The following is a 14,817-nucleotide window of genomic DNA, read 5'->3' as shown; positions in this document are numbered from 1 at the left end:
ATTACATCATTAAGGCTTTTACCTCATCAAAATTAAGTCCGCCATAATTACCTGAGCTCATTAATAACAAAGCCGAATTATCAAAATTCAATCCGAAAAGATATTCTTTGAAGGCTACGGGGTTGGTGTAAATAATTAAATCTTTGCGGTTAAAAGCAGTTGCAATTTGATCGTAAGTAACCTCTTCCAACTGTTTAATTTTTACGGCATCTGGCGAATAAAACACAACTGCAACATCAGCGTGTTCTAGAGCGCCTTCATATTCTTTTAAAAATTCGGCATTCAAACTACTGTAGGTATGCAATTCTAGGCACGCAATCAGTTTGCGGTCAGGATATTGTTCTTTTACCGCTTTGGTCGTCGCGGCTACTTTGCTTGGCGAATGTGCAAAATCTTTGTAAGCTACTTTATTTTTGCTCTCCCCTATTTTTTCCAAGCGTTTTGAAGCACCTTTAAAACTGGCGATGGCTTCATAAAATTCGGCTTCATCGACACCCATGTTTTGGCAAATCCATTTTGCACCTGCCAAATTATTCAAATTATGCGCTCCAAACACTTCAATAGGCATATCACCTTCTGGTGTTTCTAGCAAAGTGGTTCCGTTTTCTACTTTATAATTTGGTGTTGTGTATGGTAATTTTCGTATAGGATTCCCAGCAGCTTCAGACACACGTTTTACTTCAGGATCTTCTTCATTATATACCAAAATACCACCGTTCGTGATTTTCGCAACAAAAATTTCAAATTGCTCCACGTAATTCTCATAGGTAGGAAAAACATTGATATGATCCCAAGCAATTCCAGAGATCAAGGCAATATTAGGCTGGTACAAATGAAATTTTGGACGTCTATCAATTGGTGATGATAAATATTCATCTCCTTCTAGCACCATAAAATCATTTTCTTCAGTCAGGTGGACCATCGTATCAAAACCTTCCAACTGCGCACCTACCATGTAATCTACTGCAATATTATGATAATGCATCACGTGCAAAATCATTGAAGTGATGGTTGTTTTTCCGTGTGATCCTCCAATAACGACGCGGGTCTTATTTTTGGATTGTTCATATAAAAATTCTGGATACGAATAGATTTTTAAACCCAATTCTTGTGCTTTCAGCAATTCCGGATTATCAGCTTTGGCGTGCATCCCTAAGATAATCGCTTCTAGATCTGGCGTTATTTTTTCGGGAAACCAACCCAAGTCCGCTGGAAGAATTCCTTTTTTGTCCAAACGTGATTTTGAAGGTTCAAAAATGGCATCATCGCTACCCGTAACTTGATATCCTTTATTGTGTAGTGCCAAGGCCAAATTGTGCATAGCACTACCGCCAATAGCTATAAAATGTGTTCTCATTTCTTATTTCGTTTATAGGTTGTTTACCAAAATGATAATCAAATCAGTTGGTTGTATATTTTTGTTTGTAATCGTTCCACACGGCATTTGCTTTGTCTGGAGCGTCCATTTTATTTTTGTATAAATTGACCAAAGTTTGGTACGAATGCTTTGACCCTCCTGCAACAATTGCCTTTTTATATAGATACTCAGCATTTGCATAGCGCTCATAGTACTCTTCGATATGACCGCGAGACAAATAACCATTTACGGCAGAGAGTAAAGCGAGCTGATTAGAATATTTAATTGCTTTTGACTCACTACCGCCAATAAGACTGGGTAGTTTAATGTACAATTCGACCAAAGCCCAACGTGCTTCAATGTGTTTGGGATCAAGCTGAATAGCTTTTTCAAAGGATTCTTTAATCGTGCTAATCATGCCCAAGGCCTTAAATTTGTTGACCTCCAAGGCTTTCATACCTAGAGCGCCACCGTACTTGTAGTGGTAGTCGGCCTCGTAGGGGCGTAAGGCTTTTAGTTTTTCATAATAGCCCAAAGACTTGTCCCATTGTTTGTTTAAGCCCGCAATATCGCCAAGGCCTTCCAATGCCTTCAGATTATTGGGATCAGACTTCAACAATTGTTCGTATTGCTTTTGATACAAGTCACTTTTGCCCATATCAAAACTATCCTTGGCCTTATCAAAATTTGACTGTGCCAACATTAAAAACGGAAATAATAAAATAAATAGATATTTCATGCTTCAAAAATAAAGAAAATATTATAGGAAAGCCCTAATTTTTGACCAACCTCCACTAGAAAATTATTTGACCAAATCATAACGGTAATAAAAACTTTAAAAAACCTTCTCCTAACAATTACCTTATACTTTAGTCTGATTAATTTAGAGCTTCAATTTTCAGACCAAAAAAGTTGACAGTTTCTAGTATCACAACTACATGAAAATATTTTATGCGATCCAAGCCACTGGCAACGGGCACATCAGTAGGGCAACACAACTATATCCGTACTTAAAAAAATTTGGCGAAGTTGACTTTTTTCTCAGTGGCAACAATGCAAGCTTAGCCACCGATCTTCCCGTCAAATTTAAGAGCAAAGGCTGTAGTTTGTATTATAGCAAATGTGGCGGTTTACATTATCCTAACATTGTCAAGAACATTAGACCCCGACAAATTTACAAAGACGCAGACAATTTGCCTTTGCAAAAGTACGATGTGGTCATCAATGATTTCGATTCGGTTACTGCCTTGGCCTGCAAAATGCAAAAAGTACATTCAGTTCAATTTGGTCACCAAGCCAGCTTTATATCTGCAAAAACACCAAGACCTGACAAAAGAAGTTTGATGGGCGAGTTAATCTTCAAACATTATGCTCCGGCACCACAAAACCTAGGACTGCATTTCGAGAACTACGATTCCTTCATTCGTCCTCCAATTATAAAAGACATCATAGTCAATAGCACACCAAAAAATCTCGGACACATCACCGTTTACTTGCCCTCTTTCGACAAAGATTGTTTAGAAAAAGCATTTAAATCGGTGCCAGATGTGCACTTCCATTGGTTTTTGGACACTGTCGAACAAGAGCATGTAATTGGGAATATCCGTTATTTTCCGGTGGGACAAAAACAGTTCAACAAAAGCCTAATCAATTGTGACGGTATCATCACAGGAGGTGGTTTTGAGACTCCAGCCGAGGCAATGTACCTGGGTAAAAAAATACTATCCATACCCATAAAAAACCACTACGAGCAAGAATGCAATGCCGAAGCCCTCAAAAAACTTGGTGTACCCGTGGTATACGAAGCCGGCGATGACTTTGGACAAATCATAGAAAACTGGCTCGATATGGACATCACCTACCCCACTATGCAAGCCAACAACATTCCTGAAACATTAGAATATTTATTTGATACTTACAAAAAATAACCTTCTGCTTTCAAACACTACCTTCTCATTATCAGAAAATATTTTCTGGTAATGAGATTTTTTTATAAAACAATATGGGTGTGCCCCGCCGAATTCCGTAGAATCTAGAGGCGGGTCGGGCTTTCCGTTCCAATCTTGTGGCGGCTTAATCGCCACCGCCACAAGGATTTCCACTGCAATCCCTCACACAAAAAACCAAAAACCGACAATGACTCAGGATAAAAAGAACTATTTTTCATATAAAAACATTATTTTTAGACCCTATCCCAACTTTTTGTTGAAAAACACTCTCTCTACATAAAACTGTCGACATGAAAAAATACATACTTGCACTGTTATTACTTAATCAATTTTTATTCGCTCAAAATTTCGATAAAAAATGGGAAGCAGTAATTGCCATGGAAAAAGAAGGCAAAATAAAATCGGCAGACGCGATTGTAGATGGGATTTATAAAAAAGCAGTTGCGAAAAAGGATGAAGTTACCATTATCAAATGCTTCTTTTTTAAATCTAAATATTTACAAGTTTTAGACGAAAATTCCAAAGTTACCATAATAAGTAACCTTCAAAATAGCATCAAAAAAGTATCTATTCCATCCAAAGCCATTCTAAACCTAGTGTCTGCAAAATACTTACAAGGAGAAAACAATTACTTTTATGATAGTACAATGGTTGCTGTCGACACAGTAGCGGTTCTTAATGATTCGATAGCTGTCGCGACCATAGCAGTTCAAGAAGATTCAGCAGTTGCACAAATTAACAATTTTGAAGATTTTGAAAACACAAATGTAGACATAGACAAAGCTTTTGACAAAACACTAGAGAATGAATTATTATTAAAGAAAACACCCTTACTACACTATAAAGAAATTTTTGAATTTTATGATTTAAACAAATTTGAGCAAGAAACGCTCTTAGACTTTATTTTGAAAGAGAACATTACCTATTATACTTCGAAATTAAATGAATGGGAATATGATCCCAAAGATTTTATTGATAAGCAAAATATACTATTTGGCAATAGTCATGACTTTACATCACTAAATTTAGAATTTTCAACAAATAAGTCACTTAAAAAAACATTATCTCTTTATCAAAAACTTGAACTAAACAGCCCTACTATTGATAACAAATTAGCTAGAATATTATTTTGTTCAAGGTATCTTATAAAGTCTGACGATGCGTTGCTTTCAATCCTCCAAGGACTAGAAAATGAAACAACTAACATTATATCTTTGCAAAAAATTAGAGAAGAAAAAGCAACAATATATGCAAGGCAAGCATCAAAAACAGTACATCCTGATTATAATATTCTTGCAATCAAGGAACTTGACAAAATAATTGCAGAAAACAATCAGTCTAATGCCTATTTTCAAGCAATTGAACATAGAGCAGTATTGTCTGCGGAAACAATTCAGGTAAACCTACAGCAATATACCTACCATCAAGAAAACGCAAGAGCTTACATTCTTTATAAAAATGCCAATAACATCAATATTTCATTCTATAAAATTAACAAAGAAACTTTTGATTTGATGAATGATAATAATATTCAGAAAGATAGTTTGGCTAACTTATTTATACAAAAAAAACTTCCAGTATTAAATCAAGAATATCAATTAGAAAACAAAAATGACTATTTTGAATATTCTACAGAGGTACTCTTGCCAAAACTAGACAAAGGGCTTTACTTGGTCTACTTTGAAAATAAGACAAACCACGACAGCCATAAATCATTTGGTTTTGAAAGCATTATTGTTTCAAACATTTCAGTACTTGCCTCCACAAACCAAGGACTTCATAAATATACTGTTATTGATAGAAAGACAGGACAACCTATTGCACACGCAACTTTGTCAACAAAAGACTTTAAAATATTAACCAACCAAGACGGAATTGCAACTTATAAAAACAAAGTCTCCAATAACTTCAACTCATACCCACTAACGGTAACAACAGAAAATGATACTATTGAAATAAACAGAAATTATTTACCATATAAATCCACCTATTCTGAGGAAGATATAAGTAGTATCCACAAAGGCAAGGTAACATTCTATTTGGATCGAGCCATATATCGACCAGGACAAACTGTTTATTTCAAAGATATCGCTATTCAAAAAAAAGGAAACAACTCAAGTATCATCTCCAAAATCCCTTTTAAATTATCGATTAAAAATCCAAATTATGAGACAATCAAAGAGCTCCAAGTTTATACAAACGAATTTGGTTCTTTTTCAGGTGAATTTATTTTACCTAAAATTGGCTTGACGGGAGAATTTATACTTCAAGCAGAAGAATCTGAAGGAGAACTAACCCAAATTGAATCGCTAGAAGAAAAAACTAAAACACCATTCTGGGACACTTTAAATCTAGATTATTCTTCCATTCGATTTAAAGTAGAAGAATACAAACGTCCCAAATTTGAGATTATATTTGAACCGACAGTAGATCCATATAAACTAAATGACATAGTAAAAATCAAAGGAAACGGAAAGTCTTTTGCAGGTAGCGCCATATCAAATGCAAAAGTGAGCTACACCGTGACGCGTAATACAAATAGTTATAGAAATTATTACAACCATCAATCAGAAGAGATTCTTGTAACCTCGGAAACTACAACGGATAGTATTGGTAATTTTATTATTTCTTTCAAAGCAGTACCGAGCAGCACTGATAGAAATGATAAACTACCTGTTTTCAACTATGAAGTAAATGCTACTCTTACCGATTCTAACGGAGAAACTCATTCTACACAAACTACTATAAAAATAGGATATCATGATTTAATACTCAATGCTTCTATTCCACAACTTATCGAAACGGATCAAAAAAATGAAATTATAATTTCGTCCACAAACCTTAATAACCAATTTACAAATACAAAAGGGGAATTAAACTTATATTACCTTGGACCAATTTCTAAAAAATTCAAACCTAGAACTTTTCAAAAACCAGAAATAAAAACTATTACAGACGCCGAATTCGAATTATTATTTCCTTATGAAATCTACATTTCAGATAATGATACGATTCAAGAAGAACAATTACTTTTCTCAACCACTTTTGATACAGAGAAAAGCAAAAAAGTAAAACTTGACTTCATTAAGAATTATAAATCAGGACATTATAAAATAATTGCATCGTCATTTGATAACTTTAAAAACAATATAGAAAGTAGTACTACTTTCCAAATTAAGCAAAACACAGATAAATATGTTTCTAATCAGTTATTTACTGTAAAACAAGTAAATTCCGACCCAAAAAAAGATGGTTATCTATCATTAAAAATCACCTCTAGCATTCCTACTTTGTACATTGCAGTTGAGGGAAATTACAGAGGATCTACCTTTTATGAAAACAGCTTCCACTTGCAAAATAATGTCGCTATAATAAAAATTCCTGTTGATGAAAAATTTAAAAACAGCATTGGAATTGGCTTTCAGTCCCAATTTGAAAATGATAATTTTAGTCAACAATTACAAATTGCTTTGAAAGAAATAAGTCCAACTTTGTCATGGACTATTGAGAGTATGAGATCCAAAATTGATCCAGGCCAAATTGAAAATTGGTCGTTTAAATTAAACACAAAAAACACACAAAAAGAATCGGAAGTTTTGGCATCAATGTATGACCGTTCATTAGATCAGTTCACGAAGGTTGATTGGCAACCACTTGGTTTTCATGAGTACAACTATAATAATATCGACTTTTCAAAAGACCTAAGTAAAGCAACAACTTATACTTATTTAGTTCCTTTAGAGTTACCACAATTTGAAATAATCGATGAACAAACACGATTAAACTGGTTTGGTTTTTATTATGGCATGACCATTCATGGCGACCCCGATGCCGTTTTGACTGTGGTAGATGCTAAGGTAAGTAACTCGCCGATAAGCATTAAAACAATAACACTACCTAAAGCTCCACAAGTTGATCAAGTAAAATTTGTTAAACCTGTTACTGCAAAAGCAGAAGAAATAGTTGTGGTAGGTTATGGAACAAATAAAAAAGAAAAAGATTCAACTGGTCTACCTACTACTATGGGTAATCAAATCGCCAGTCAAGTAAAAACAAGAACTAACCTTTCTGAAACGGCATTCTTTTTTCCGCATTTGCGCACAGATAATAAAGGAACTATCAGTTTTAATTTCACTTCTCCTGAGGCATTGACGGCTTGGAAGTTGCGATTGTTTGCTCACAATAAAAATGCTGTTTCGGGCTACATGGAACAAAATGTCATTACTCAAAAAGAATTAATGGTTACACCAAATTTCCCTCGTTTTTTGAGAGAGAAAGACACCATCACTATTACAACCAAAATCAGCAACATGACTGCTCAACCCAAAACCGGTTTGGCCGTGTTACAACTATTTGACGCCACCACTATGCAACCGATAGACAGCAAAATGATGAACATCAAAACAACTCAGAATTTCTCAGTAAATGCCATGGGAAATACTACGGCCAGCTGGAAAATTGTGGTGCCCGTGGGTGTGCAGGCACTGCAATACAAGGTTCTGGCAAAAGCAGGAAACTATTCTGATGGGGAAGAAAACATAATTCCGGTGCTAACCAATTCGATGTTGGTAACCGAAAGTATTCCGGTTTGGGTACGTGAAAACAGTACTAAAGAATATACTTTTGAAAACCTAAAAAATAATAGTTCGACCACCCTTCGTAACCACCAACTCACCTTAGAATACACCTCCAACCCTACTTGGATGGCATTGCAATCTTTGCCGTATTTGATGGAATATGAACACGAGTGTGCCGAACAAACTTTTGCACGTTTCTATGCCAATGCTATGGCGACAACCATAATAAATAGCAATCCAAAAATCGCTACTTTGTTTGAAGATTGGAGAAAAAATGGTAAATTAAATTCGAAACTAGAAGTAAATGAGGAATTGAAATCAATACTCCTTGCCGAAACACCTTGGTTGAATGATGCAAAAACCGAAGACGAAAAGAAGCAACAATTGGCAACACTTTTTGATTTAGAAAAAATGAAAAATAGCCAAGAAGTGATATTTAGTAAGCTACAGCAAAAACAAAAAGCTTCTGGCGGATTTGCATGGTTCGACGGTAGTGACGAAAACGAATACATTACAAGACACATTCTTGCCGGTTTGGGACATTTAGAAAAACTGAGTACGGATGCCATCATAGCCGAAAGCGTCGCAACAATCGCAGCAAAAGGAATTCCATATGTCGATTCGAAATTCATTAAAAATTATAATTTAAGAATCAAAAACAGCACAGAAAGCGGGAAATTAATTTGGTTAAATACAAGTACTGACCTGCACTATTTATACACTCGTAGTTTCTATTTAAAAGCATATCCCTTGGGAAGCGAAGTACAGAAAGCAACTCAAGCCAACATAGCCGCACTCAAAAAAGACTGGTTGAATTATACCTTATATGAAAAAGGAATGGCAGCATTGGTGCTCCATAGATTTGGCGACAAAGAAACCGCCAAAAAAATCATCACTAGCTTAAAAGAAACTGCATCTAATAATGAAGATTGGGGCATGTATTGGATTGCTAACAAATCGGGTTGGTATTGGTATCAAGCACCTATTGAAATGCAAGCATTATTGATTGAAGCTTTTACCGAAGTTACTAATGATACCAAAGCTGTTAATGCCATGAAAGTATGGTTACTCAAAAACAAACAGACCAAAAACTGGCCTACAACCAAAGCTACGACCGAGGCTGTGTACGCATTACTCCTGCAAGGGAGCGATTGGTTGAGCGTGAAAGACAACACCAAAATATCTATAGGTGACCAAAAAATCTTCACTAAAAAACTAGCTGAGAACGAAAAGGAAGCTGAAACAGGATACTTAAAAATAAACTGGAAAGCCGACGAAATCAAAAAAGACATGGCAACGATTGTTATCGAAAACAAATCAAAAGTACCTGGCTATGGCGGCATTTATTGGCAGTATTTTGAGGTTTTAGACAATATTAAAAGCAATACCAATACAAGTTTATCTGTTAATAAAGAGTTGTACCTCAAAAAAGCTACCGACAAAGGCAACGTACTTCAAAAAATAAGTACGACAAATAATTTAAAAATCGGTGATTTGGTAACAGTACGATTGGTTGTAGCAACCAAGGAGGATATGGAATTTGTACATCTCAAAGACCTACGTGCTTCTTGTTTTGAGCCCATAGATGTTCTTTCAGGTTATGAATACAAAGGCGGACTAGGATTTTACAAAAGCACTAAAGATGTTGCTACACATTTCTTTTTCGATAAGATCAACAAAGGAACTTACGTTTTGGAATACGATATTCGAGTAAATAACAAAGGGGATTTTTCGAATGGAATAACGACGATACAAAGTATGTATGCTCCTGAATTCTCCAGCCATTCCAAAGGGATAAGAGTGAATGTTAAGGAGTAATACTATTTAATTATTTTATCTTTGAAGAAACGAACAAATAATGGTAACCAACATTAATCAATTAGACTTTGAACAAACCTATTCATACGCCGAATACCTGACTTGGTTATTTGAAGATAGAGTCGAACTGCACAAGGGCAAATTATACAAATTAGGGAGCGCACCAGGAACGTTACATCAAAAAACATCAAGTAATTTGACAGGAGTTTTATGCAATTGCTTTAAAAAAAACTCATACAATCTATTCTCTGCACCATTTGATGTTCGATTATTAGATAAAAAAAAGTCGACAAATGACAGTGAGGTCTTTACCGTAGTACAACCCGATTTGTGTATAATTTGCGATGATAACAAATTGGACCAAAGAGGAGCTTTTGGAGCGCCTGATCTAGTTATTGAAATTCTTTCTCCTGGAAATTCAAAAAAAGAATTGAAATACAAATTTGACTTATACGAAGAAGCTGGAGTTTTAGAATATTGGATCGTTAACCCAATAGAAAAAACGTTTTTTATCTATGTTTTAAAAAACGATCAGTTCATTGGATTACATCCTTTGATTGAAGAAGATACAATAACAAGTCCGCTATTCCCGCAATTGGATTTTGTTTTAGAAGAAATTTTTAAATAAATCCTTAGTAATTAGAGTTAAAAACCAAAAAGTCCGTTTCTATCAAGAAACGGACTTTTGTATTTTAAAACTTAGACTAATTAATCATTCAACATTTTCCATAATTTGTCTTTCAGCTCTGTCAAACCTTGTTGGGCAACAGAAGAGATAAACATATAAGGTATGTCTTTGAACGCTTCGTCTAGTTCTATTTTAAGCTCTGCTTGTAAACTTTCGTCTAACATGTCACATTTTGAGATCACCAACAAACGCTCTTTGTCAAGCATTTCCGGGTTGTATTTTGTCAATTCGTTTACCAAAATATCGTATTCTCCTTTGATGTCTGGCGTATCAACAGGAACTAGGAACAATAGTGTCGAATTACGCTCAATATGACGTAAAAAGTAATGTCCTAGACCTTTTCCTTCTGCCGCACCTTCAATAATTCCAGGGATATCGGCAATTACAAACGATTGAAAATCTCTGTAGGCTACGATTCCTAAGTTTGGTTTTAGGGTTGTAAACGGGTAATCGGCAATTTTTGGTTTTGCAGAAGTTAGTACAGATAGTAAAGTTGATTTACCCGCATTCGGGAAACCTACTAAACCAACATCTGCCAAGACTTTCAATTCTAAAATCACATCCATCTCCGTTCCTGGTAATCCAGGCTGAGAATATCTTGGCGTTTGGTTTGTAGAACTTCTAAAGTGCCAGTTACCCAATCCACCTTTACCACCGCGAGAAAGAACTTGTTTCTCTCCGTCATCGGTAATTTCAAAAAGGATTTCGCCTGTTTCTTTATCTTTTACTACGGTTCCCAATGGTACTTCGATGTATTTATCATCACCATCAGAACCTGTACTACGTGCTCCTCCTCCATCTCCACCGTGACCAGCTTTGACGTGACGAGCAAATTTAAGGTGAAACAAAGTCCAAAGACTTTTGCTTCCAACCAAGATTACGTGTCCACCACGACCACCATCACCACCATCTGGCCCACCTTTTTCAATAAATTTTTCTCTATGTAAGTGAGTAGATCCTTTTCCACCTTTACCAGATGAAACAAATATTTTTACGTAATCTACAAAATTCCCTTCCGTCATAATTCCTTTAGTATTCAGTCGCAGTCTCGGTTTTCTGTGCATACTGCAACTGAAAACTTTGACTGAGAACTATTTTAATGTTTAATGGCTTTCACCATTACTTTATCAATCTTTGCGCCATCCATATCGATGACTGTTAATTCCATTTTTTGCCAAATAAGAATTTCGCCTTCTTTGGGTATGTGTGTTAATTCGGTCATGATTAATCCACTTACGGTTGTAACTTCGTAATCATTGATTAAATCATCTAATTCAAAATAAGTTAAAAAATCGTGTAAAGAATAGTGACCGTCTACGAACCAACTACCGTCTTGATTTTCTACTAATTTAAACTCTTCTTTATTAAACTCAGAGGCATCACCAACCAATGCTTCCAAGATATCGTTTAAGGTAATCATACCTTGAAAAACACCATATTCATCGGACACAATTGCGTAACGAATACTTGATTTTTTAAATTCTTCCAACGCCTTATACACAGACGTGTACTCCATCATATAATGTGCAGGCGCCATGCTTTTTTGCAAACTAAAATCGTCATTTTCAATATCTGCAAAAATATTTTTCAGTTCTACTACTCCAACGATATCATCGTAATTATCACGATAAACGGGATAGATAGAGTGAATCTCTTGAAGAATCGAAGCACGAGCCTCGACTTTGTTTGAATCTAGAGGTAGCAACACCACTGCTTTTCTATGGGTCATCAATGAATTGATTTTTCGATCCCCAATATGAAAAACACGTTCTACGATATCTTGTTCTATCGCTTGCACTTCTCCACCCTCTGTACCTTCTTTGATGATGGCTTTAATTTCTTCCTCTGTTACCTTACCATCTGCTGAAGGTTTGATTTGCATCACCTTTAACAAAAATTCGGTAGAAGTGGTAAGTAACCAAATAAACGGCGCCGTAACAATCGAAACGATTTTCATGGGCATCGCTACTGATTTGGCGATTGATTCGGGATAATTTAACCCAATTCGTTTGGGTAATAATTCTCCCAATACCAATGAAACGAAAGTTAATATAACTACAACTATACCAACTCCTACGGGTGCAGCATAAGGTTTAAGTACATCAAACGTAGCCACATAATTTTGGACATCCATCGTGATTTTGTCACCACTATAGATACCAGTCAAAATTCCGATTAGGGTAATTCCGATTTGTACTGTTGACAAAAATTTGTTTGGGGAGTTTGCCAATTCTAGTGCTATTTTGGCACTTTTGTTCCCTTTTTTTGCAGATGATTCCAAACGGTTTTTTCTTGCTGAGATCAATGCGATTTCAGACATAGAGAAGATTCCGTTGAGGAGAATCAGAAAAAAAATAATAATTACTTCCACTTTTTTACTTTTATGTAACGTGTAAACTTTTGCATTGTTGGTATTCGAAAATGGTTTTTACGACCACTTTTTATTTTTTTAGCCCAGATGTTAGTGTAAAGCCCGGAGTTGGGTAAACTAATTTTTTCTTGGCAAAAAAGAGCGACTGAAAGAAGCTCCTTTTATGACTATAGAAAAATAGTTTTTGGAACGAGGACTTGTAACGTACAGCTGGATTGGCTACAAATTATCAATAACTTGTGTCAATCTTTGCGTGATTTCCTCTATTGTTCCGATACCATCAACGGCGTGAAACTTATTTTGTTCTTGATAGTACCCTATAAGAGGTGCTGTTTTCTCATTGTATTCATCGTAACGGTTACGAATTTTTTCTTCGTCCTGATCATCAGCTCTTCCTGAGGTTTTCCCTCTTTCTAATAAACGAGCAACTAGAATATTATCATCTGCCTCTAAGGCTATTGTTGCTGTAATATTCCAGTTTTTAATTTTCAAGAAGGTATCTAGCGCATCTGCTTGAGCGATTGTACGTGGGAATCCGTCGAATAAGAATCCAGCTGATTGCGTATTTTTATTCACCTCATCTTCTAACATTTTGATAGTCACTTCGTCTGGAACTAAGTCTCCTAAATCGATGTATGATTTTGCCAATTTCCCTAATTCGGTATCATTTTTCATGTTGAAACGAAAAATATCTCCTGTAGAAAGATGTGTCAAATTGTACTTTTCTTTTAAGAATTCTGCTTGTGTTCCTTTTCCTGCTCCTGGCTTCCCAAATAAAACAATGTTAATCATGATAGTTATGTGTAGTTATTTTTTTATTTATCGTTTAGCTGATATACTTCGGGTAGATTGCGTCCCAATTCATCATAATCCAATCCAAATCCAACGATGAATTTGTTTGGAATACTGATACCTATGTAATCAATTTTGATGTCTTTTTTGTAGGCTTCTGGTTTAAAGAAAAGAGTAGCGATTTTCAGCTCTTTTACATTTTGAGCTTTGAACAATTCTTTTAATTCAATCAAGGTATTTCCGGTATCAACAATATCCTCGATTATTACCACTGAGCGTCCTGTTAAGTCTTGGTTTAGACCTATTAATTCCTTAACCACTTCGGTAGTCGTTGTACCTTGGTACGATGCCATTTTTATAAAACTAACTTCACAGTTTTTTTTATAGTATTTCATGAAATCTGAAACAACCATAAATGAACCGTTGAGAACACCAATAAAAACTGGGGTTTCATGGCCAAAATCGGCCTCTACTTGTTTAGCTAAACTTTGTATTGCATCGTCTATTTCTTGTGCAGAAATAAAGGGTACAAACATCTTGTCATGTAGTTGAATCACTTTTTGGGATTTAAAATAAAGGGCAAAGATACAGAATTCACATTTGAGTATTGCAATTGATTGATAATTTGTATTTTTAAAGCTTATTAATGAGTATCATGAACGAATTGACCACTATTATTGCGCAGACAACAGGCTATAAAAATAGTCGCCAAATGGCCGCCAACTATGTGATGGAGCACCCTGAACTGATGAATACCTTTATGCGAATTTGTTTCGAAATTGACAATGAAGACCACTACAAAGCTTGTTGGGCACTTGAACTCGTAGCGTATGAGAAACTGGAGTGGTTGCAACCTTATGTACCCTTGATTTGTTCTAAAAGTAAACTTTTGACTAATGAAAGCGCGATTAGACCCGTTGCTAAAGTGTTGTTTTTACTGCTTGAAGCGCACTACAAAACGGGTAACAGCAGTATTCAATTTACTGATGTGCAGCGACAAGAGATGATTGCACTGCATTTTGATTGGTTAATCACAGATTGCAAAGTGGCAGCAAAGGTGTATGCCATGCGTTGCCTCTACCTATTGGGACTAGAATACCAATGGATTCACCCTGAATTGCAAACCATTCTCATTAAAGATTTTAGCACTCATAGCGCGGGTTACAAAGCCGTATCGAAGCATATTTTGAAGAAACTAAAATAGCACTTTTCAATTTGACCTATATAAAGTATCTTTGCGGTAACACAGACAACTACTATGACAC

Annotated in this window: 10 protein-coding genes; 4 read left to right on the top strand and 6 right to left on the bottom strand. The window is 35.6% G+C overall.

Annotated features, from left to right (window positions below; translation table 11 throughout):
- Window position 1: 1 nt before the first annotated feature.
- Complete coding sequence (locus FFWV33_RS07395; protein ID WP_108740311.1) at window positions 2-1,357, bottom strand: UDP-N-acetylmuramate--L-alanine ligase; 1,356 nt, start codon at window positions 1,355-1,357, stop codon at window positions 2-4.
- A gap of 43 nt (window positions 1,358-1,400) precedes the next feature.
- On the bottom strand, window positions 1,401-2,096 hold the full coding sequence (locus FFWV33_RS07390) for a tetratricopeptide repeat protein (RefSeq protein WP_108740310.1): 696 nt from the start codon (window positions 2,094-2,096) through the stop codon (window positions 1,401-1,403).
- 199 nt (window positions 2,097-2,295) lie between these two features.
- Here FFWV33_RS07390 and FFWV33_RS07385 point away from each other — a divergent pair, with 199 nt between their 5' ends.
- The 3 genes from FFWV33_RS07385 to FFWV33_RS07370 all read left to right on the top strand — a co-directional run bounded on the left by FFWV33_RS07385 (window position 2,296) and on the right by FFWV33_RS07370 (window position 10,329).
- Entirely contained in the window at window positions 2,296-3,285 is a 990-nt protein-coding gene (locus FFWV33_RS07385) for a glycosyltransferase family protein (protein WP_108740309.1), read from the top strand.
- A gap of 311 nt (window positions 3,286-3,596) precedes the next feature.
- Window positions 3,597-9,701, top strand: coding sequence for an alpha-2-macroglobulin family protein (locus FFWV33_RS07375; RefSeq protein ID WP_108740307.1), 6,105 nt, complete (start codon window positions 3,597-3,599; stop codon window positions 9,699-9,701).
- Window positions 9,702-9,741: 40 nt separating this feature from the next.
- The gene (locus tag FFWV33_RS07370) at window positions 9,742-10,329 is read left to right on the top strand and encodes a Uma2 family endonuclease (protein WP_342748674.1); all 588 of its coding nucleotides are present in this window, start codon (window positions 9,742-9,744) and stop codon (window positions 10,327-10,329) included.
- A gap of 80 nt (window positions 10,330-10,409) precedes the next feature.
- On the opposite strand, the gene obgE is transcribed toward FFWV33_RS07370, so the two are convergent.
- From obgE to hpt, 4 genes are all read right to left on the bottom strand, one after another.
- Complete coding sequence (gene obgE, locus FFWV33_RS07365) at window positions 10,410-11,411, bottom strand: GTPase ObgE (protein ID WP_108742493.1); 1,002 nt, start codon at window positions 11,409-11,411, stop codon at window positions 10,410-10,412.
- Between the two features lie 74 nt (window positions 11,412-11,485).
- Complete coding sequence (locus FFWV33_RS07360) at window positions 11,486-12,709, bottom strand: hemolysin family protein (protein WP_245891726.1); 1,224 nt, start codon at window positions 12,707-12,709, stop codon at window positions 11,486-11,488.
- 270 nt (window positions 12,710-12,979) lie between these two features.
- A complete protein-coding gene (locus FFWV33_RS07355) occupies window positions 12,980-13,552 on the bottom strand; it encodes an adenylate kinase (RefSeq protein WP_108740304.1) in 573 nt (190 codons plus the stop codon).
- Window positions 13,553-13,575: 23 nt separating this feature from the next.
- Window positions 13,576-14,109, bottom strand: a complete 534-nt coding sequence (hpt, locus tag FFWV33_RS07350) for a hypoxanthine phosphoribosyltransferase (RefSeq protein WP_170111541.1) — start codon at window positions 14,107-14,109, stop codon at window positions 13,576-13,578.
- Window positions 14,110-14,198: 89 nt separating this feature from the next.
- Between hpt and FFWV33_RS07345 the strand changes: the two genes are divergently transcribed.
- The gene (locus tag FFWV33_RS07345; RefSeq protein WP_245891709.1) at window positions 14,199-14,756 is read left to right on the top strand and encodes a hypothetical protein; all 558 of its coding nucleotides are present in this window, start codon (window positions 14,199-14,201) and stop codon (window positions 14,754-14,756) included.
- Window positions 14,757-14,817 lie beyond the last annotated feature (61 nt).

Origin of the sequence: Flavobacterium faecale (assembly GCF_003076455.1) — a bacterium.
Lineage (GTDB): Bacteria > Bacteroidota > Bacteroidia > Flavobacteriales > Flavobacteriaceae > Flavobacterium > Flavobacterium faecale.
This window is presented reverse-complemented; position numbering and strand designations above follow the sequence as displayed.

What these genes read in the sequence shown, in the direction of transcription:
- FFWV33_RS07390 (WP_108740310.1), bottom strand. Translation starts at nt 2,096, where the DNA reads ATGAAATATCTATTTATTTTATTATTTCCGTTTTTAATGTTGGCACAG.
- FFWV33_RS07345 (WP_245891709.1), top strand. Translation starts at nt 14,199, where the DNA reads ATGAGTATCATGAACGAATTGACCACTATTATTGCGCAGACAACAGGC.
- FFWV33_RS07395 (WP_108740311.1), bottom strand. Translation starts at nt 1,357, where the DNA reads ATGAGAACACATTTTATAGCTATTGGCGGTAGTGCTATGCACAATTTG.
- FFWV33_RS07385 (WP_108740309.1), top strand. Translation starts at nt 2,296, where the DNA reads ATGAAAATATTTTATGCGATCCAAGCCACTGGCAACGGGCACATCAGT.
- FFWV33_RS07360 (WP_245891726.1), bottom strand. Translation starts at nt 12,709, where the DNA reads ATGTCTGAAATCGCATTGATCTCAGCAAGAAAAAACCGTTTGGAATCA.
- FFWV33_RS07370 (WP_342748674.1), top strand. Translation starts at nt 9,742, where the DNA reads ATGGTAACCAACATTAATCAATTAGACTTTGAACAAACCTATTCATAC.
- FFWV33_RS07375 (WP_108740307.1), top strand. Translation starts at nt 3,597, where the DNA reads ATGAAAAAATACATACTTGCACTGTTATTACTTAATCAATTTTTATTC.
- obgE (WP_108742493.1), bottom strand. Translation starts at nt 11,411, where the DNA reads ATGACGGAAGGGAATTTTGTAGATTACGTAAAAATATTTGTTTCATCT.
- FFWV33_RS07355 (WP_108740304.1), bottom strand. Translation starts at nt 13,552, where the DNA reads ATGATTAACATTGTTTTATTTGGGAAGCCAGGAGCAGGAAAAGGAACA.